At 64.8% G+C, this 19,659-nt stretch carries 17 protein-coding genes; 8 read left to right on the forward strand and 9 right to left on the reverse strand.

Annotation, left to right across the window (positions count from 1 at the left end):
* Positions 1-112: 112 nt before the first annotated feature.
* The 6 genes from ACIPUD_RS27710 (at position 113) to ACIPUD_RS27735 (ending at position 5,340) form a co-directional block, all read left to right on the forward strand.
* A complete protein-coding gene (locus ACIPUD_RS27710; protein WP_007596535.1) occupies positions 113-721 on the forward strand; it encodes a LemA family protein in 609 nt (202 codons plus the stop codon).
* Between the two features lie 132 nt (positions 722-853).
* Entirely contained in the window at positions 854-1,762 is a 909-nt protein-coding gene (locus ACIPUD_RS27715) for a TPM domain-containing protein (protein WP_018453666.1), read from the forward strand.
* 3 nt (positions 1,763-1,765) lie between these two features.
* Complete coding sequence (locus tag ACIPUD_RS27720; RefSeq protein WP_446481898.1) at positions 1,766-2,263, forward strand: TPM domain-containing protein; 498 nt, start codon at positions 1,766-1,768, stop codon at positions 2,261-2,263.
* Positions 2,264-2,532: 269 nt separating this feature from the next.
* Positions 2,533-3,507: a hypothetical protein gene (locus tag ACIPUD_RS27725; protein ID WP_166517553.1), complete on the forward strand. Its 975-nt coding sequence runs from the start codon at positions 2,533-2,535 to the stop codon at positions 3,505-3,507.
* Positions 3,508-3,600: 93 nt separating this feature from the next.
* The gene (locus tag ACIPUD_RS27730) at positions 3,601-5,148 is read left to right on the forward strand and encodes a hypothetical protein (protein ID WP_446481899.1); all 1,548 of its coding nucleotides are present in this window, start codon (positions 3,601-3,603) and stop codon (positions 5,146-5,148) included.
* 27 nt (positions 5,149-5,175) lie between these two features.
* Positions 5,176-5,340, forward strand: a complete 165-nt coding sequence (locus tag ACIPUD_RS27735; RefSeq protein ID WP_007596528.1) for a hypothetical protein — start codon at positions 5,176-5,178, stop codon at positions 5,338-5,340.
* A gap of 9 nt (positions 5,341-5,349) precedes the next feature.
* On the opposite strand, the gene ACIPUD_RS27740 is transcribed toward ACIPUD_RS27735, so the two are convergent.
* The 3 genes from ACIPUD_RS27740 to putA form a co-directional block, all read right to left on the reverse strand.
* Positions 5,350-5,997: a glutathione S-transferase family protein gene (locus tag ACIPUD_RS27740; RefSeq protein ID WP_446481900.1), complete on the reverse strand. Its 648-nt coding sequence runs from the start codon at positions 5,995-5,997 to the stop codon at positions 5,350-5,352.
* A 192-nt stretch (positions 5,998-6,189) separates the two neighbouring features.
* Positions 6,190-7,395, reverse strand: coding sequence for a CaiB/BaiF CoA transferase family protein (locus tag ACIPUD_RS27745; RefSeq protein WP_085349570.1), 1,206 nt, complete (start codon positions 7,393-7,395; stop codon positions 6,190-6,192).
* A 113-nt stretch (positions 7,396-7,508) separates the two neighbouring features.
* Entirely contained in the window at positions 7,509-10,508 is a 3,000-nt protein-coding gene (gene putA, locus ACIPUD_RS27750; protein ID WP_018453672.1) for a bifunctional proline dehydrogenase/L-glutamate gamma-semialdehyde dehydrogenase PutA, read from the reverse strand.
* A gap of 114 nt (positions 10,509-10,622) precedes the next feature.
* Here putA and ACIPUD_RS27755 point away from each other — a divergent pair, with 114 nt between their 5' ends.
* Positions 10,623-11,084: an Lrp/AsnC ligand binding domain-containing protein gene (locus ACIPUD_RS27755; RefSeq protein WP_018453673.1), complete on the forward strand. Its 462-nt coding sequence runs from the start codon at positions 10,623-10,625 to the stop codon at positions 11,082-11,084.
* A 168-nt stretch (positions 11,085-11,252) separates the two neighbouring features.
* On the opposite strand, the gene ACIPUD_RS27760 is transcribed toward ACIPUD_RS27755, so the two are convergent.
* The 4 genes from ACIPUD_RS27760 to ACIPUD_RS27775 all read right to left on the reverse strand — a co-directional run bounded on the left by ACIPUD_RS27760 (position 11,253) and on the right by ACIPUD_RS27775 (position 15,050).
* Positions 11,253-11,453: a cold-shock protein gene (locus ACIPUD_RS27760; protein ID WP_007596519.1), complete on the reverse strand. Its 201-nt coding sequence runs from the start codon at positions 11,451-11,453 to the stop codon at positions 11,253-11,255.
* 208 nt (positions 11,454-11,661) lie between these two features.
* A complete protein-coding gene (gene sorB, locus ACIPUD_RS27765; protein WP_026232570.1) occupies positions 11,662-11,970 on the reverse strand; it encodes a SorB family sulfite dehydrogenase c-type cytochrome subunit in 309 nt (102 codons plus the stop codon).
* 11 nt (positions 11,971-11,981) lie between these two features.
* Positions 11,982-13,181 (reverse strand): SorA family sulfite dehydrogenase catalytic subunit, encoded by a 1,200-nt coding sequence (sorA, locus tag ACIPUD_RS27770; RefSeq protein ID WP_018453675.1) that lies wholly within the window; start codon positions 13,179-13,181, stop codon positions 11,982-11,984.
* 135 nt (positions 13,182-13,316) lie between these two features.
* Positions 13,317-15,050, reverse strand: a complete 1,734-nt coding sequence (locus tag ACIPUD_RS27775; protein ID WP_018453676.1) for an adenylate/guanylate cyclase domain-containing protein — start codon at positions 15,048-15,050, stop codon at positions 13,317-13,319.
* A 225-nt stretch (positions 15,051-15,275) separates the two neighbouring features.
* Between ACIPUD_RS27775 and ACIPUD_RS27780 the strand changes: the two genes are divergently transcribed.
* Complete coding sequence (locus tag ACIPUD_RS27780) at positions 15,276-16,841, forward strand: glycosyltransferase family 39 protein (RefSeq protein ID WP_018453677.1); 1,566 nt, start codon at positions 15,276-15,278, stop codon at positions 16,839-16,841.
* A gap of 193 nt (positions 16,842-17,034) precedes the next feature.
* Here the strand turns inward: ACIPUD_RS27780 and ACIPUD_RS27785 are convergent, their stop codons facing one another.
* A complete protein-coding gene (locus ACIPUD_RS27785; RefSeq protein ID WP_018453678.1) occupies positions 17,035-18,063 on the reverse strand; it encodes a YcjF family protein in 1,029 nt (342 codons plus the stop codon).
* A complete protein-coding gene (locus tag ACIPUD_RS27790) occupies positions 18,060-19,529 on the reverse strand; it encodes a YcjX family protein (protein ID WP_026232571.1) in 1,470 nt (489 codons plus the stop codon). Before ACIPUD_RS27790 ends, ACIPUD_RS27785 begins: the two co-directional genes overlap by 4 nt.
* Positions 19,530-19,659: the final 130 nt, after the last annotated feature.

Genomic DNA, 19,659 nt, shown 5'->3' on the forward strand with positions numbered 1-19,659 from the left:
GAGGCTTGCGTACATCGGCTGCTTTTCACAGGCCACGGCCGGGACGCAAGATGTCTGGCATCTCGCGCGCGCAATCTGGTAGCTTGCGCCCGATTCCACCGGGAGAAATTTGATGCGCAAGATCCTGACCGTGCTGGCGGCGCTGGCCTCGTTGAGCCTCACCAATTGCGGCTATAACGCGATCCAGAGCGAGGACGAGCAGATCAAGGCCAATTGGTCCGAGGTCGTGAACCAGTATCAGCGTCGCGCCGATCTCGTGCCCAACCTCGTCAACTCGGTGAAGGGTTTTGCGCAGCAGGAGAAGGACGTGCTGCTCGGCGTCACCAATGCCCGCGCCAAGGTCGGCAGCATCCAGGCGACGCCCGAGGTGCTGAACGATCCCGCCGCATTCCAGAAATTCCAGGCCGCCCAGGGCGAACTCTCCGGCGCGCTGTCGCGGCTGCTCGTGGTCACCGAGAACTACCCCCAGCTCAAGTCGGATGCGCTGTTCAAGGATTTGATGTCGCAGCTCGAAGGCACCGAGAACCGCATCACGGTGGCGCGCAACCGCTACATCAAGGCGGTGCAGGACTATAACGTCACCATCCGTTCGTTCCCGAGCAACGTCACGGCGATGATGTTCGGCTACAAGGAAAAGCCGAACTTCACGGTCGGGAACGAGAAGGAAATCTCGACCGCGCCGAAGGTCGATTTCAATCCGGCGCCCGCGCCGTCGAAGTAAGTGCCTTCGACCCCGATGCATGCCCCACCCACCACCGTCATTCCCCGCGAAAGCGGGGAATCCAGTACGCCGCGGCTTCACGGTTCAATCACTGCTGCCTCTGGAATACTGGATCGCCCGCCTTCGCGGGCGATGACAACGATGTTGTGGCGTGCCGTTTTGGGCTTCTCAGCATTCGTCCTCGTCTTCGCGCTCCTGTTCACCTTTGCGCTCCCCGCCTCAGCCGATGTCGCCGTGCCGCAACTGACCGGCCGCGTGGTCGATCAGACCGGCACGCTCTCCAGCGGCGACATCGCCGCGCTGTCGCAAAAGCTGCAGGACTTCGAGATGCGCAAGGGCAGCCAGATCGCCGTCCTGATCGTGCCGACGACGGACCCGGAGACCATCGAGCAATTCGCGATCCGCGTCGCGGAGGCCTGGAAGATCGGACGCAAGAAGGTCGACGACGGCGCCATCCTCGTTGTGGCCAAGAACGACCGGCATTTGCGCATCGAGGTCGGTTACGGCCTCGAGGGCGCGCTCACCGACGTCACGTCGCGGCGCATCATCGATGAAGCCATCACGCCGAAATTCAGGAGCGGCGATTTCGCCGGCGGCATCACGGCGGGCGTCGACCGCATGATCCGCGTCATCGACGGCGAGCCGCTGCCGACGCCCTCGCGCAGCGTGAATTTCGGCGATTGGAACGACGTCGAGCCGCTTTTCTACTTCCTGCTGTTCGGCCCGCTGGTGATCGGAGGCATCCTGCGCTCCATGTTCGGGCGGCTGTTCGGTTCGGGAATAACGGGAGCGATCGTTGGTGTCCTCGCCTGGTTCGTGATCGGCTCAGCGATCATCGGACTGGGCGTCGGTGTGCTCGGCGCTGTCCTGACGTTTATCGCCGATCTGTTTGGGGCGGGATCGGGCACGGGGTCCTCGCGTCGTGGCTCGTGGTCGAGCGGCTCGTCATCCGGCGGCTGGAGCAGCGGGTCGTCGTCGAGCGGCGGCTTCAGCGGTGGTGGCGGCAGTTTTGGCGGCGGCGGCGCCTCGGGGAGCTGGTAGGTCATGAGCATCAGGCGCATCACCCGGCATCTGCTCCAGCACCATTGGCGTGCCAAGCAGGTGTTCCCGAAGGGCGTGCTCGACCGCATCGAGCAGGCGATCAAGCGCGGCGAAGCCAGCCATTCCGGCCAGCTCCGCTTCGTGGTGGAAGGCGCGCTCGACGGCGGCCCGCTGTTTCGCAACCAGCCGGCGCGCGAGCGCGCGCTCGACGTGTTCTCGCAACTGCGCATCTGGGACACCGCGCACAACAATGGTGTCCTGATCTATCTCCTGCTCGCCGACCGCGATGTCGAGATCATCGCCGACCGCGGTATCGATGCGAAGGTTGGTGGCGAGCGTTGGGAGAGCATCTGCCGCGCCATGGAAGTCGAGTTCAGGTCGGGGCAGTTCGAGCGCGGCGTGATCGGCGGCATCGAGGCGGTGTCCCGGGAGCTGGCAAAGCACTTTCCGCCAAGCGGCCTGCACCCCAACGAGCTGCCGGATGCACCGGTGCTGATGTGACGAACAGTGATGTGGACAGAGCGGGCGTCATCCACGCCCGTCGTTGACCACGTGGGGGCGGCAGACCCTGTCCGTTGCGCGGCCGTTCATCTTCGCCCGGTTACAAATTGCTTCATACCCGCCACACCGGTTCCACGTTCCCGGCCCAATTCGGCCCCGGATGACTCCCTAAAATTTCGGTAAGCGGGTCCCGAAGTAAGGATTTCGCAAGCAATGAAAGTTACCAAAAGGTCAATCCAGAGTGGAGTATTTGAGCTGTGAGCGAACCAATGGCTGAGCAGGCTGCCCAAACGACCGGTGAGCAGACGAGCGTCGTCGAAGCCGCCGCGACCGCGCCGCAGGCCGTCGAGTCTGCGGGAATCGAGGCCCCTTCGATTGCCCCTGACCACGAGGCGCCGCCCAAGCCTGATCCGATCGAGATTGAGCCGCCGCGGATCGAGGTGCCGAAGTTCGAGGCCCAGGTTGAGCCCAAAGCCGAGACCAAGTCCGAGCCAAAGCCCGGCAAGCTCATCGTCATGGCACCCGCAGAGCGGTCCTGGGACCGTGAGGAGTTTGCGCCGCATGTGAAGGCGGACGAGCCGCGCGAGAGCGGCGGCACGCGCCGCCTGTCGGCGATGGCCGCGGTAGTGGCGATTGCAGCCAGTGTCGGCGCCATCAGCGGCGCGCTCGCGACCGCAGGGATGATGCACTTCGCAAGCTCCGCGCCGGCACAGGTTGCCGACACCAGCGCGCTGGAATCCTCGGTCGCCCGGATTGATGCCGATGTCGTCGCGCTCAAAGCCAACGTCGAGCATACCTCCAAGACCGGCCTCGGCCAGTTCAACCGGACCAACGACCGCCTCGACAAGCTCGAGAAGGCGCAGGCCGAGCCAATGGCCAAGATCGCAAAGCTGTCCGAGACGGTCGACAAGCTCCGCGCCACCCCGCCCGCGGCGCCCGTCCAGGCCGCAGCCGCCGTGCCCGCCAAGGAGACCACTGGTTCGATCGCACCGACCCAGGTTGCAACCGCCGCAGCTGCGCCGGCTCCCGTCGCACCCAAGACCGAGGTCGGCCGGTTGCCGACGGTCGAAGGCTGGGTGCTGCGCGACGTCTCCAACGGCGGCGCACTGGTCGAGGGCCGCGGTGGCCTCTACGAGGTGTATGCCGGTGACCCCATCCCAGGGGTTGGCCGTGTCGACGCGATCCGCCGTCAGGACGGCCGCTGGGTGGTCGTCACCAGCAAGGGGCTGATCGTCGCGCGCTGAGCGGCCCATATCCGATTTCCGAAAAGGCGCTTCACCACGATGTGAAGCGCCTTTTTGCTTGAATAGCCGTCCCTGCGCGGTGTTACCTGAGGCATGAGCCGCGCCTTGCGAATTCTCGTTGCCGCCGCCGTATTTTTCGGCGGCATCGTGTCGTTGTTGGCCGCGGAGAACGCGCAACTGGCACGCGGCACGGCGATCACCGATCCCGATCTCCTGCGCGAGCTCGACCAGCACGATGCGCTCACGATCTCGCGCCTGTTGTGGCCGGAGCGGAACGCGAACTTTCCGCTGACGACCGATCTGATGTTTTCGTGGTTGTCGCAGCTCAAGGAGATTCCTCCCGCGATCGAGGCGGAGATCGATCGCTACGTCGCCCAGCAGAAGGCGGCATATCCGACCGAGACCATCGGCATCGGCGAGGGCTTCGACGTACAATTGTTCGATCGCGCCAATCTGAAATCCCGCGACACCCGTTTCGTGCTGGCCGGCATTGTCAACCGCATGGACCGGGCCTATGTCTCGGAAGACTCCTGCGGCGAGATCAGGCTGATCTATCGTCTTGTGCGTTTCGAGACCAAACCGGATGGCGGCAGGACAGCCACGCGGCTGCCGATGACGCTCAATCTGGTGATGAAGGCGCGCGATGTGCGCCAGATGGACGGGAACGGCAAGCCGATCACCTGCGCCGAGGTCGCGCGACGCTGGCTCGGCAATGGCGACTGGCAGGGGCTGATCGGCAGCGACTTCTTCCCTTACGATGCGATGCTCGATCGCATCGAGACCAACATTCAGATCTCAGTTGCGGCGAAATCGGCGCTGCACGATTTCCGCTCCGACTATCTGCTCAAGGTGTTCAAGTACGACGCCGCCTCGAAGACGTTCGAGGAATCGACGCTGGAGAACCAGATCGACCGCGACCGCATTCTCGCTGACAATGATCTCCGGCGCGACTTCAGGGATTGGCTGCTCGCGCCCGATCATCTTCGCGACTTCGATCGCGGTACGGTGCTGATCCCCGAGAAATTCCTGGCCAAGGCTGCAATCGTGCCGACGCCAGCCGGCCTCGATGCTTCTCCGTTGCAGCCGGAGTTCGGGATGGTGCAAGGGGAGGGCAACGGAGAGGGACAGGGCGAGCCGGTCTTCTCCGACAACGACGTGGTTGGTGCGTTGAAGCAAGCTGCCGCGCGCGGGGACATGCAGAACGTCCGCTCGGTCGCGGGCTTCCAGCGCCGCCTCAATGACGTCACCTGCGCCGGCTGCCACCAGACCCGCGGCATCGGCGGCTTTCACTTCCCGGGCGTTGATTGGCTTGCGGACAAGCCGTCCAACTCGACCATCGTGCCGGCCTCGCCGCATTTTCTTGGCGACCAGGTCCGCCGCCGTGACATCCTGACCGCGATGGCCGCAGGCAAACGTCCTGATTTCTCACGTGGATTTGCCAGCCGGCCGCAGACCCGCGGCAGCACTGAGCTGGCGGGGACCGAATATCAGGACGGCTGGGGCGCGCATTGTTCCCTGGAAAATGCGGGATCGCGATCGACCGACAGGAGTTTTACGTCATGGAGCTGTGCTAAAGGATTGACCTGTCAGGCTGCCGCGGCTTCGCGCCGCATCGGCATGTGCTTCATCAAGACGCGTTAGGCTGTCTCGAACCGGTTTGGATGACCCATGACGGACTCCAGCGAAGCCAACAAGGAGCGCAATCGCGAGATCGCGCAGAATGAAGAGGCCAAGCAGGTTACCGGCAGCATCCGCGTCAGCACCTGGGCGGTCGCGGTCGTCGTCATCATCGGCGGAATCCTGTTCACGCTCGGCTGGCTGGCGCTGAAGTAGTCGGCGCCCTCACTTCGCGTAATTCGTCATCCGCTTGCCGGGCAGCAGCTCGTAGGCCGGCCTCCAGCCGGGCAGCGCGGCCATGCGGCCAAGCCAGGCGTGAATGGCGGGATAGCTTTCCGCGAAGTCGAAGCCGTGCTCGTCGCTCGGATAGTGCAGATAGGCCATCATCGAGATATCGGCGACGGTCGGCCTGGTTCCGATCGCGAATTCGTTGTGCTGGAGATGACCGTCGAGAATGCCGAGAAAGTCTTCGAGCCGCCTGCGAAAATGTTTCAGCACCTGCGGATCGTTGCTTTGCGTGAAGGCGCGCATGAAGCGGTAGGTCGCCATGTAGCCGGTGAGCTTGTGGTTGTCCCAGAACAGCCAGCGCAGCAGCTCGAACTTTTCCTCCTCGGTCTCGGCACCGAAACGCCCGTACTGCTCGGCAAGCTTGAGCAGGAGAGGCGCGGTCTGCGTCATCTTCACACCGTCGACCTCGAGCACGGGAATCTCGCCCATCTCGTTCACGCTCTTGCGCCATTCCGGCGTGCGGGTAACGCCGCCGCCAAAATCGGTCCAGACCGGCTCGAACCTCTCGCCGCAAAGTGTCAGCATCAGCGCCAGCTTGTAGCTGTTGCCGGATTCGGGGAAGTAGTGCAGGCGGTAGCTGGGCATGGGACCTCGCGATGACTGTGATTGTTGAAGCGATCTACGTCGTCGTCCCGGCGAAGGCCGGGACCCATAACCACCGAACGCAGTTTGGCGAAGATTTGGAGTTATCAGCTTCGTCCGACAACTTCCTCTCTGGGATATGGGTCCCGGCCTTCGCCGGGACGACAGCGTGGATGTATGACCGCTGTCGTCTCCTTACCCCACAGCCCCCTGCGACCGCAGCTGCTTGATCGCGGCGTCGTCGTATCCCGCGCCACGCAAAATTTCGTCACTGTGCTCGCCGACGCCGGGCGGCTTGCGCGGCTGCACTTTCTTGGCGCCGTCGATCCAGATCGGGCTGGAGATGGTGAGCATGGTGTCGTTCTCGAACGGCACTAGCACCTCGTTATCGAGCATCTGCTTGTCGTTCGGGATGTCGTCCAAAATGCCGACAATGCCAAACACCAGTCCGTTGCCGTCGAGGATCTTGCGCCATTCGGCGAGATCCCTGGTCGCGAAGGTCTCGTCAAAGATCTTGATCAGCTCGACGGAGCGCGCGTGGCGGTCGGGTTTGGTGGCAAAGCGCGGGTCGGTGATGAGATCTTCGCGGCCGAGACACCTGGCCAGCGTTGGAAACTGTTTCTCCTCGCTCAGCAGCGACAGGATCAGCCAGCGGCCGTCCTTGCACTGGTAGTGGTTGGCGACCGCGTTCAATGCGCGTTCGCGCGGCCGCCGCTCGGCGAATTTTGCGCCGCAGAGCTTTGCCTGCGCCAGCACGCTCGCAGCCCACACGCCGTTCGCCATCAGATTGGAGGCGACGTGCGAGCCCTTGCCGGTCTTCTCGCGCTGGTACAGCGCGGTGACGATCGCGCCGTAGAATGCCATGGCGCAGGGATGGTCGCCCATGCCGGCGACCGAGCGGGCTGGCGTCGTGTCGGTGTCGGCGCGGACGAGGTCCATCAGGCCGGAGCGCGCCCAATAGGCGTTGCTGTCGAAGCCGGGCTTGTTGGCCTCTTCGCCTTTCTCGCCATAACCGGTGAACGAGGCGTAGATCAGGCGATCATTGAGATGGGCGAGATGGTCATAGGTGATGCCGAGCTTGGTGCGCACCGGCGGCGGCATGTTGGTGATGAAGACGTCGGCCTCTTCGACCAGCTTGTAGAGCACGGCCTGCGCCTCGGGCTTTGCGAGGTCGAGCGCGATGCTCTTCTTGTTGCGGGCCTCCAGCAGCCAGGCGAAATTGTGCTCGCTGGTCGGATAGCCCGGAATGTTGGGCAGATTGCGGTAGGGATCGCCGGCGCCGGGCGGCTCGATCTTGACGACATCGGCGCCGAAATCCGACAGCACGGTCGCGGCCGCTGGTGCTGCGATGAAACTCGCGCAATCCAGCACCTTGAGCCCTGCAAAAATGCCCTTTTCCATTGCGGCGTTGCTCCCTCACTCGTGTTGTATCCCGCGCGCTGGAATTGGCGAGGGCCACGTCACGGCAGCATTAGACCGATGTTTCGGCGGGATGCAACGCTCCTCGCCGCGCCTCACTCATCCCCTGCGAGCAGGGCAGCATTGCCGCCGGCTGCTGCGGTGTTGATCGTCACGGTCTGCTCGGTCGCAAAGCGCGCGAGGTAGTGCGGGCCGCCGGCTTTCGGGCCGGTTCCGGACAGGCCGTTGCCGCCGAACGGCTGCACGCCAACCACGGCACCGATCATGTTGCGGTTGACGTAGATGTTGCCGATCTGGACGCGGTCGACGATCGCCTCGATCGTATCGTCAATGCGGGAGTGGATGCCGAGCGTCAGCCCGTAGCCGGTGCGCTCGATCGCTTGCAGGACGCGTTCGAGATTTTCCGCACGATAGCGCACGACGTGGAGGATCGGGCCGAACACCTCCTCGGTGAGCTGGCCGGCATCCCCAAGCTCGAAGATGTGCGGCGCCACGAAGCAGCCCTCCGGCGCGGTGCCGGCAAAGTGCAGCCGCGCCTCTCTCTTCATGCGTGCGATGTGCGCATCGAGGCGCTGCTTGGCCTCGACATCGATCACCGGCCCGATATGGGTCGCGACGTCGCTTGGATCGCCGATCTTCAACTCGCGCGCCGCGCCCGCGATCATCTCGATCATGCGGTCGGCTACGTCCTCCTGCACGAACAGCAGCCGCAGCGCCGAGCAGCGCTGGCCGGCGGAACGAAACGCCGAGGTGACGACGTCGTCCGCGACCTGCTCTGGCAACGCGGTCGCATCCGCGATCATGGTGTTGATGCCGCCGGTCTCCGCGATCAGCGGCACGATCGGCCCGTCCTTGGCTGCCAGCGCCCGGTTGATGCTGCGCGCGACCTCGGTCGATCCGGTGAAGACGATTCCACCGATATCGGGGTGCGCGGCCAGTGCGGCGCCGATGCGGCCGTCGCCAGTGACGAGGTGCAATGCGCTTGCGGGGATGCCGGCCTCGTGCAGCAGCCGCACCGCCTCGACCGCGATGCGCGGGGTCTGCTCTGCGGGCTTGGCCACCACGCTGTTGCCGGCCATCAGCGCCGCCGTGACCTGGCCGAGGAAGATCGCCAGCGGAAAATTCCATGGCGAGATTGCCACGAAGACGCCGCGGCCGCGCATGGCCAGCGCATTGCTCTCGCCGGTCGGGCCCGGCATCGCCACATCGTTGCCGAACAGCTTGCGACCCTGCGCGGCATAATAGCGGCAGAAGTCGGTGGCCTCGCGCAGCTCCGACAGCGCATCGTCGAGCGTCTTGCCGCCCTCGCGTTGCAGCAGCGCTATGAAATGGGGCGCGCGGTTCTCCAGAAGATGCGCGGCCTGCTCCAGCGCCGCCGCGCGCGTGGCTGCGGGTGTCCGGCTCCAGGCGGCAAAGCCGGCGCGCGCCGCAGCCACTGCCGCATTGGCCTGATCCGGCGTTGCGTCCGCGATCGGCTTGAGGTCGATCGTCTCGGCTTTGACCTCCGTCAGCAACCGGTCGAGCGCGGCGCGCGCGCCGAATTCGACGCCGCGCGAATTGCGCCGCTCGGGCGCGAACAGGTCGCCCGGCAACGGAATCTTGGGATGGGCCGCGTGCTGCGGCCGGACGATGGCATCCGCCGGGCGCTGCAACAGCGCCGTAACCGGCACGCGATAATCGGACGCTTGCGCCACGAAGGAGGAGTTGGCGCCGTTCTCCAACAGTCGCCGCACCAGATAGGCGAGCAGGTCGCGATGGCTGCCGACCGGGGCGTAGGTGCGGTAGGCGATGTCCGGGTGATCCTTGGCGAGCTGCTCGTAGAGCGCCTCGCCCATGCCGTGCAGGCGCTGGAATTCGAAGCCGCCGTTCGCACCGGCAAGCTCCAGCACGGTCGCGACGCTCAGCGCGTTATGGGTGGCGAATTGCGGGAAGATGCGTGGCCGCAGACTCAACAGCTTTTGAGCGCAGGCGACGTAGTTCAGATCCGTCATCGCCTTGCGGGTGAACACGGGATAGCCGTCGAGCCCGCGCTCCTGCGCGCGCTTGATCTCGGTGTCCCAATAGGCGCCCTTGACCAGCCGCACCATCAGCTTGCGGTCGTGCGCCCGGGCGAGCGCATCGACATAGTCGATCACGTCGCCGGCGCGCTTCTGATAGGCCTGGATCGCGAGGCCAAATCCGTCCCAACCGGCAAGCGAGGGATCGGCGAGCGTTGCCGCAATCACGTCGAGGGACAATTCCAGCCGGTCGGCTTCCTCGGCGTCGACGGTGAAGTTGAGATCATGGACCTTGGCGCGCTGCGCCAGGTCCAGCAGTTGCGGCACCAGCTCGGCCATCACACCGTCGCGGCTGATTGCCTCGAAGCGCGGATGCAGCGCCGACAGCTTGACGGAGATGCCGGGCCGATCGGGCAGGGGATGGCTGCCCGCCGCCTTGCCGATAGTCAGAATCGCGCTGGCATAGGCGTCGAAATATCGCCTTGCGTCGGTGGCGGTGCGGGCGCCTTCGCCGAGCATGTCGAAGGAATAGCGCTGCCTCTCGCCGGAGCGCGGCCGGGCCCGCTCCAAGGCCTGCGCGATGGTCTCCCCCAGCACGAAATGATTTCCCATCAGCCGCATCGCCTGGCGCGTGGCGGTGCGCACGGCGGGTGCGCCCAGCCGCTTCACCAGCCGGCCGATGGTGCCATCGGGCGTCTCGCCGGGCTGGATCACCCGCGCCGAGAGGCCCAATGCCCAGGCCGAGGCGTTGACCAGGAAGGCGGTGGACTTGGTCTCGTGGTGGATGAAGTCGCCCTCGCCGAGCTTGTCCTCGATGAACTGGTCGGCGGTGCGCGCGTCCGGCACGCGCAACAGGGCCTCGGCCAGCACCATCAAGGCCAGCCCTTCCTTGGTCGAGAGCGCAAATTCCCGCAGCATATCCTCGACTCCACCAAGCCGGTCGTCGCGCTTGCGGATGGCTTCGATCAGCCGCGTCGCGGTGCGATCGATCCGCGCCTCCTGCGGCGGGCCGAGATGCACAGATGGCAAAAGGCGCGCGGCGATATCGGCGTCATCGGGCGCGTAGGCGGCGGAGAAGGGAGGCGGAATGTTCGGCATGGCGTGTCCTGTGGCTTCAATTCAGGATAATGCTCACGCTACCTTAGCTCGATAGACAATTTAGCTCATTCGGCTTAGAAAATGAAGTCGCCCAGTCATTTGACCTTACGGAATATGGAATTAGATCGAACCGACCGGAAGATCCTCTCGATTTTGCAGCAGGACGGGCGAATCGCCAATGTCGAGCTCGCGGAGCGCATTGGGCTGTCGCCGACCTCGATCGGCGAACGGCTGAAGCGTTTGCAGCGAGAGGGCTTTATCGAGGGCTATGGCGCGCGGCTAAACCCGCACCGGCTCGGCCTCGGCCTCCTGGTGTTTGTCGAAGTGCTGCTCGACAAGACCACGCCCGACAATTTCGAGCGTTTTGCCCGCGCGGTGAAGCTGGCGCCCGAGGTGCTGGAGTGTCACATGGTCGCCGGCGGCTTCGACTATCTTGTGAAGGCGCGGCTGGCAGACATGGCTGCGTATCGGCGCTTCCTCGGCGAGACCTTGCTGTCGATGCCCGGCGTGCGCGAAACGCGAACCTATGCGGTGATGGAGGAGATCAAGCGCGACGCACCATTGCCGGTGGACTAACGAAGTGCCGTCGCGATTGTCATTGCTGTGGCGTCCAATGGGCGGTCTTCGCGGGCAAATAGTTCTCCCTGTGCAATCGCAACGCCTGTCGTCGAGTGCACTGACCGTTTCTAAAATTTCTTGGCCCGGCTCCCGGATCGATCCGGGAGTTAGCAAAAGCCGGCGGGCTTATACTTTGAGGTTCTCTGCGGAGCTTTTGCCTCGGTTTGCGATCTCTTCATATTCAACCGTCTGTCCTTCGTTCAGGGACGACAGACCGGCTTTCTGCACTGCCGAGATATGCACGAACACATCCTTGCCGCCCGACGCAGGCTGGATAAATCCATAACCCTTCGTCGGGTTGAACCACTTGACCGTACCTTTAGCCATCACGACTTCTCCGCGGGTCTTCCTCCGAGATCTCGAACCGCCAGTCCCCGCCAACCGGCCGGTTCGGTCCTAATACGATACGCGGAATGTGGCTGGCTTGGTAGCTCAAACCACATCGGCATTTCGGCGAATTCCGCTCAACTTCGCGGCGTTTTTGCCGGATTTGCCCTTTTCGCGGTCACTTGGTCGGCGCGCCGCGCGCCATCCGTCAATAAGTCGCGGCCAGATAATCGACGATCTTGCTGACATCGGCATCGTCGATGGGGGCGCCATAGACCTTGATCATCTTGGTCACCTCGGCCTGCCAGAAACCTTTCTTGTCCTTCATCGGCGGCTGCGTGTTGATGTAGTCGGCGGAGTGGCAGGCGCTGCAATTGCCCTGCACGACTTCGAGATTGGGCCCGAGCTTGAACGCCGCGACCTCATCGGGGGTCTTGTAATTGACCGGTGCTGCAAGTGCCGAACCCACCACGGCGGCGAGGGCGAGCGTGATGGCGAGGAAAACGGTGCGCTGCATGATCATTCCCCTCAAGCCACGGTAACGCGGACGGTTTCGACGACGTTGCGCAAGTAACCCGCCGGATTCCAGCGCGGCGTATCCGGCTGGGTTTCGCCGCCATTGCCGGTGGCGCGCACCTTGAGCTCGTGGGAGCCCGCCGCGAGCTTCACCGGCAGCGTCCATTCACGGAATGAGTATTTGCCGAGATCCTTGCCGAGCCTGGCGTTGGTCCAGGTCTTCCCGCCGTCGGTGGAGACCGCGACCTCCTTGATACCCTTGCCGCCGTCGAAGGCGATGCCGCGCAGCGTCGTGCCGCCTGCTTTCAGCTTGGCTCCGTCCGGGACGCTGGTGATGAAGGAACGGATGGTGAAGCGGTTGATCGGGATCGTCGCCTTCGGCGCGGTGCCCGGCTCGACCGCATTGTTCGGCGTGTCCGGAATGCGATAGGCCGACTTCATCCAGAACCCGTCATAGACATTGTCGACGACGGTGATCTCGTTGAGGTGCTTGACCCAATAGGTGCCGAAATAGCCGGGCACGATCAGGCGCAGCGGAAAGCCGTTGAGGAACGGCAGGTCTTCGCCGTTCATGCCATAGGCCAGCATCACCTCACCGTCGTTGGCGTGATCGATATCGAGCGCCTTGACGAAATCGGGCGTTTTGTCGCTGACCGGACCGTCCATGCCGTTGAAGGTGACCTGCTTGGCGCCGCTCTGCACGCCCGCCATCGCCAGCACGGCCTTCAGCGGCACGCCGCGCCAGCGCGCATTGCCCATCGCGCCGTTGGCGAGCTGACCGCCGGCCACGCGCGGATCCAGGAAGCCGCGGCTGTTGCCGGAGCACTGGTTGACGGCGACGATCTCGGTCGCCTTCATCTTCCTTATATCCTTCAGCGACAGCTTGAGCGGCTTGTCGACCTTGCCCTTGACCTCGAGCGTGAACTTGTCGGGGTCGAGACTGTAGGGCAGGTCGGAAAGGTGATAGCGCACGAAGAACGCGTTATTCGGCGTGATCGGGCCGTCGTTGAACACCGCGAACGGCGTCTCGAGCTGCGGCGGGCGGCTGGTCAGGCCGATCATCGGCCGCTTCTGCGGATATTTCACCAAAGGCCGTTCGCCATTGGCAAAGGGCAGGGCGACGGTGTCGAGTGCCAGCGCTTTGGTCGAGTTCAGTGCAGTCGCAACAGCGGCAAGGCCCGCTCCTTTGAGCAGGTCGCGTCGATCGAACATGTGGTCTCCTCCCGGAGCTTTTCGTTGGATCACGGTCATCACCGCGATCTCTCACTCATCTGTCGCAACGACTCAGATGAAGTCAATTCGTGCTTTCGCAGCAGGCCCATGCCGCTGCGTTGCAGCAAGCCGGTGTTACGCCGCGACGCGTTCGCCGGGATCGACGAGCGCCGACAGCTCCCTCGCGTCCGCAACCACACGCACGGCCATCGGTTCGTCGCGGCCGCGGATCGCGACCTCCTGCTGCGGCAGCGCATCGTCGGCAAGGCCGGCGGTCCGGCGGACTTCCTCCGAGACGATCGCTTCGCAGGCCAGCGTCTTGGTCATGTCCTGGAGGCGGGCCGCGACGTTGACAGCATCGCCCAGCGCCGTGAAGACGATGTGATCGCGATACCCGATGTCACCGATGATGACCTCGCCGCCATGGATGCCGATGCCGAAGCGGATCGGCTGGCGTAGATCGTGGGACAGGAGCTCGTTGAGCTCATCGATATGCCTGGCGATGCCGGCGGCGGCCTTCAGCGCCTGCCGGCAGGCGGTTTGCGGATCGGCGCTCAGTCCGAACAGCGCCAGCATGCCGTCGCCGACAAATTGGTTCGGCTGGCCGCCATTCTCGATCACAGCCTGCGAGACGGCGCCGAGGAAGCGGTTGACGATGAACACGGTGTCGAACGGCAGCCGCTTCTCGGCCAGCTGCGTCGAGCCGCGCATATCCACGAACAGGCTGACGAGATAGCGCTCCTGGCCGATTCTGGCAGGCGTCGAGGCCTGTGTGTTCGCCGAAAGCGTATGCGCGGTGAAGAGCTGGAAGAAGGAGAGATCCGACGTCGGCCGCAGCTGGCAGGCCAGCCTGATCGAGGGGTCACTGGTGCCGACACGGGTGAGCACGAACGCCTCGCGCTGCGACGGCTCGGGCAGGGCGCCATGATCGCCGATGATGCGGATGCGGCAGGTCGAGCAGCGGGCGCGGCCGCCGCAGACGCTGGCATGCGGCACATTGTGGCGCAGGCTCGCTTCCAGCACGGAGAGGCCCTTGGGGACGCGCACCGTCTTGCCGTTGCCGTAGGACAGCGCGATCATGCCGCCGCGCCGCTCGCACAGGGCGCGCGCGCCACGCGCCAGCAGCGCCAAAGCGAGCAGTCCGAGATAGCCGGCGGTGAGGCCGCCGGTGATGCGGTCGAGCATCGCGGCCTCTGCCGTGGTGCCCAGCTGGCGGCGCGTGAGATTGTGCGTCCGCCATTCCCCGTCGTCGGCCTCGACCTCGACGCTGCGGCCACCCTGGTAGACACCCAGCAGCGACAGCGTCGGGATCAGCACGGCAGCCGCGAGCAGATAGGGCGCCGCGCGCGTGAAGAACGGTTTGAGGCGAAGCCAGAAATAGATGCCGATGCAGCCGTGCACCCAGGCGATGAGAAGCAGGATCGTCATGGTCCAGATACGGTTCGACGCGACGAAGAACAGATAGAGTTCCTGCGGATAGAGTTTTTGGTGTCCGTAAAGCGTCTGACCGAGCCGCACCCCGATCACATGCGCCATGACCAGCGCGGGGATGCTCAAGCCCAGCACGAGCTGCAGCGGCTCGACCGTCCGCCAACGGAACTGCCGGCGCTGATACAACGCGTAGATGCCGAGCCCCATATGCGTGAGCGCCGCCGTGTAGAACACGATCGCAACCGGCAGGAACTGCCAGAACAGCATGTGGTAGTAGACCCCGATCTCCATGGCATCGACCGAGATGTTGCCGAGCGCATGGTTGAGGAAATGGCTGACCACATAGGCGAACAGGATGACACCGCAAACCAGCCGCACCTGGCGTACGCTGATGGCGCGGGAAAGATCGGAAAATCGTGTGGATGCGGTTGCGGCCATGATTCTGTTGTATCAGTTCATGAAGGAGAACAGCCAGCGTCGCGTTTAATTCCGGGGGTGGATAGCGCGCCCGATCACATGCGCGGCAAGCGGCCGCAATCTCCGTGTCGTCCTGGACAAGCACCCCCGGGGGCGCACGCGGATCCGGGACGACGGTACCCAACATTGACTCCCCCTCCCAGGTTGGCGAAAAGCGCCGCCGTGAGGACAGCTCCCGACATCACGATGCTCCCCGCCGGCGCGGCGCGCCGGCCGCTCGTCATGGCCGCGGCGATCATCGCCGCGATGACGCTGCTGCGCATCGTCTACGCCTCGGTCATCGAGCTGCGCACGGACGAGGCCTATTACTGGACCTGGTCGCAGGAGACGGCGCTCAGCTTCCTGGATCATCCCCCCGGCATCGCCTGGCTGATCCGGTTCGGTACTGCGATCTTCGGCGACACCACACTCGGTGTGCGCTTCGGCGGCATCGTCGCGATGCTGGTGACGCAGCTCCTGCTCGCGGACATCGTCCGCCGCCTCACTCATGATGTGCGCGCCGTCGTGCTCGCGGTGCTGATGCCGGAGGCCGCGCTCTATTACGGACTGCTGATGGCCAAGGTCGCGCCCGATGTCGCCATGATCCCGTTTGCGGTGGCAATGATGTGGTGCCTGGTGCGGCTCGCGCAGGGCGGCGACGGCCGCTGGTGGCTCGCGGCCGGCCTGTTCGCCGGGCTCGCGATGCTGTCGAAATTTACCGTGATCATGTTCGCACCGGCGGTTGCCGCCTTTCTGCTGGTGCCGGATTGGCGCTGGCGCTGGTTGCGCAGCCCCTATCCTTATCTCGCGGTCCTGATCGCAATCGCCGTGTTCTCGCCGGTCCTGATCTGGAACGTGCAGCACGACTGGGCCGCGATTCGCTTCCAGGGTGTGCGCGCCACCACCAGCTACGGCATCTCGCTCCGCACATTCGGCGACTACATCGGCCTGCAATTCGGACTGGTCGGCTTCGTCATGCTGCCGGTGGTACTGACGGGGGTGGTGCTGACGGCGTGGCGCGGCTATAGCACGCGCGAGCCGGTCGCGATTTTGCTGTCGACCGCGGTCCTGGTGCCGTTTCTCTATTTCCTGGCGAAATCGCTGACCCTCCGCGTCGGCGACACCTGGCCGATGTTCATGTGGCCGGTCGGTTTCGCCGCCGCCGCTGTCAACCTCACCATGCTGTCGCGTGAAAAATGGTCGGCGCGGATGATCAGATCGTCGCTGTTCTGGGTCAACACGGCGGTGGTCTCCGGCACCGCCTTTGTCGTCATCGTGTTCCTCTACTACGTCGCCGCGCCCTGGAATTTACTTGGCAAGATCGATCCGATCGGTGCCGAGTCCGGTTACGAGCAGGTCGCCGCGCGCGCACAGGCCGCATTGGACGAGACTGGCGCGACCTGGATCGCCACCACGGACTACCGCACCTATGCCATGATGCGCTGGCTGTTCAGGGGCCGGGTGCCGGTGATCGAGATCAACGAGCGCGGCCGCTTCCAGGACTTTCGCGATCCGGGCATGGACCGGATCAAGGGCCACGTCGGCATCTATGTCGGGCGCGAGCCGGACAATCGCTCATCACTGTGGGAGAACATCCCCGCCAAGCGCGAGCCGCTCGGTCAGGTCGAGCGCCGCTGGCGCGGTCTCGTGATGGACACGTACACGCTGGAAAAGCTCACCGGCTGGACCCCAGAGCTGTCGCCGCCGAAAGACTCGCCGCTGTTCCGGTGGCGCGTGCTGGCGGGCGAGTTTGAGCGGCGTACGCTCGCCTAGCAAGGCGGCCTTCTTCCTTCTCCCCTTGCGGGAGAAGGTGGCGCGAAGCGCCGGATGAGGGGTCTCTATCCGCTAAGACGACTGCGAGAGGCGCGCGCGGAGAGAACCCCTCACCCGTCTCGCCGCTCTGCGGCGAGCCACCCTCTCCCGCAAGGGGAGAGGGGAAAACGAGTCCGCCGCGCAAGATGGCGTTCTACTCTTCCTCGTCCTTCTTCCGCAGCAGATCCGTCGCGAGGTCCGACAGCTTCGGCGGCGGCAGTGCGGCGAACGGCAACGGCCGTGTGACGTCGATTGCGGCGAGGCCGAGCCGCGCCGTCAGTAATCCATTCAGCATGCCTTCGCCCAGCCGCTGCGACAGCTTCGCCGCAATGCCGTGGCCGAGCATCTGCTGCACCAGGCTGTCGCTCGCCGCCATGCCGCCGGTGATGGCGAGATGGGCGATGACATGGCGGAGCAGGCGGATCATGCCCAGCGCGCCAGGCCGGCCGCCATAGAGGAAAGCGAGCTGGCGGATCAGGCGCAGCGACACGATGAACACAAACATCACGTCGATCGCCGCTCGCGGGCTCACCGCCGTGACGATTGAGACTTTTTGCGCGGCTGACGACACCAGCCGCCGCGCCTCGATGTCCAGCGGCGACATCAATTCGCGCTCGGCGAGCCGGATCATGTCGGCGCCGTCGATGATCTCGCCGGCGTGGCTCTCCAGGGCGGCACGGGCGCGCGCGAGCTGCGGGTTCTGATGCGCTATCTTGAGCAGATCCTGCACGATGATGCGGCTCTCCTTGCGATCGTCGCTGGCAAGAACAGCGGCTGCGCGCTGATGCAGCTTTTCGATGGTTGCTAGCCGCGCCAGCCCGAAAGCCTCGCGTCCGGTCACCACCGCGAGCGCAAGCGCGGTGATGAAGGCAAGGGCCACTCCGACGAAGCCGAGGCTGTCGCTGCGCGCAAACAGATCCTCGATCAGACGGACGACGCCGAGTCCGACCCCGAGCAGCGTCAGCCCGGCAACGCCGGACCAGAACATTGGGCCCCAGGGAAAGCCGCGCCGCGCCGGAAGCGTCGCTGCGATTGGCACCGGCAAATTCGCCGGATCGGGCTCCGGCGTGATCTGGATGGTGGTACGGCCGAGCCGGGTCGTCTCGTCGGCCTCGGTGACGACGACGCCGGGGTCGTCGAGCCGGAACGTCGCCGGTCGCCGTGGCTTCGATCGGTCGTTCATGACAATTTGTCTCCGATCAGGAACTGCAAGGCACGGTCGAGGCGGATGTGAGGCAGCGCCGGGTGGTCGGCCCCCTCACGTTCGAGCTTCGGCGGACGGAAGCGCAGGAAGCGAAAATCGCTCTTCCCGGCGGCCTCGGTCGAGAGGCCGCGGAATGCGTCGGTGCCGTTGAACAACGGCTCGGGATCCAAGGGCAGGTCGCCCGGAAAGGTTGCCACCTCGGTGCTGCCGTCGAAGAATTCGCCGCCGGCGCTTTCTCCCGCGGCGGGCGTTCCCAAGATCGACGGCAATTTGTCACGGCCATGCGCGACCTGCGCCTCGCGCGTGGCGCGGACGGCGGCGAGCGCGACGACGTCGATCGCCGCACCGGTATTTTCCGCGCGCGCAACGGCGCGGGTGACCGCGCGGCGCAGCACGGCCTCGAGCCGGTCATGGCTGGAATGATGCAGATGATCCGCCTTGGTCGCCGCGAACAGCACGCGGTCGATCCGCGGCCGGAACAGGCCGGAGAGGAATGTGCTGCGGCCGATGTTGAAGCAGTCGAGAATGCCCGCGAGTGCGGCTTCGAGATCGTGCAGCGCTTCGGGGCCGGCGTTGAACGCGGCGAGCGCGTCGGCCAGTACGATCTGGCGATCGAGCCGAGCAAAATGATCGCGGAAGAACGGCCGCACCACGACGTCCTTGTAGGCCTCATAGCGGCGCACCATCATCGCCCACAGCGATCCCTCCGGCGCCTGGCCACCCGCGGGTACGTCGAGCGGCGCAAAGGTCAGCGCCGGTGTGTCGGCGAGATTGCCCGGCATCAGGAAGCGGCCGGGCGGCAGCAGGCTCATCGCAAACCGCTCGTCGCGGCAGCCTTGCAAATAGCCCCTGAAGAGCTTTGCGGCCGTCAGCGTCGCCTGCTCGTCCTCGCGCGCCTCGGGCTTGAGCGTTGCGAGATGCGCGTGCCAATCCGCGGCAAGATGGACGCGCGGCGCCTCGCGTGACAAGGCGAGACTTTCGGCCGACCATTGCTCAAAACTCTTCTGAAGCAGCGGCAGGTCGAGCAGCCACTCGCCGGGATAGTCGACGATGTCGAGCGTCAGCGTGCGGTCGGCGCCGTTCTGGCGCTGGTAGTCGATGACGAGCCTGAGCTCGCTGATGTCGACAGTCGAGTTCGGCCAGCGCCGCTCCTCGATCAGCGCGCGCAGATGGCTCTCATAGGCAAAGCGCGGCACCGCGTCGTCCGGCTGCGGCGCCAGATGCGCCCGCGCGATCCGCCCGGATGAATAGGCCTCGAACACCGGAAACCGGCCGCCACGGGTGAGGCCGTGGATCAGCGCGGTAATGAACACCGTCTTGCCGGCCCGGGACAGGCCGGTAACCCCCAATCGTACCGTCGGATTGAAGAAATGCTCGCCGTAGTCGATCAGCGCCCGAGCCGACAGGCGCGCCTCCTCGATCATATCCTGGAAACTAAATGCCATATGAACGTTGGGAATCCCGGGCGAGGGCGGATAGGCAAAAAGGACTAATCACAAAAGTGGCAACTGCCTGAGGAAAATCAAGCTTCATACTTCCACCGTCTTTGTCGGCAAATCAGCCGTTTGAACGACG

It is taken from the genome of Bradyrhizobium sp. CAR08 (assembly GCF_052871955.1).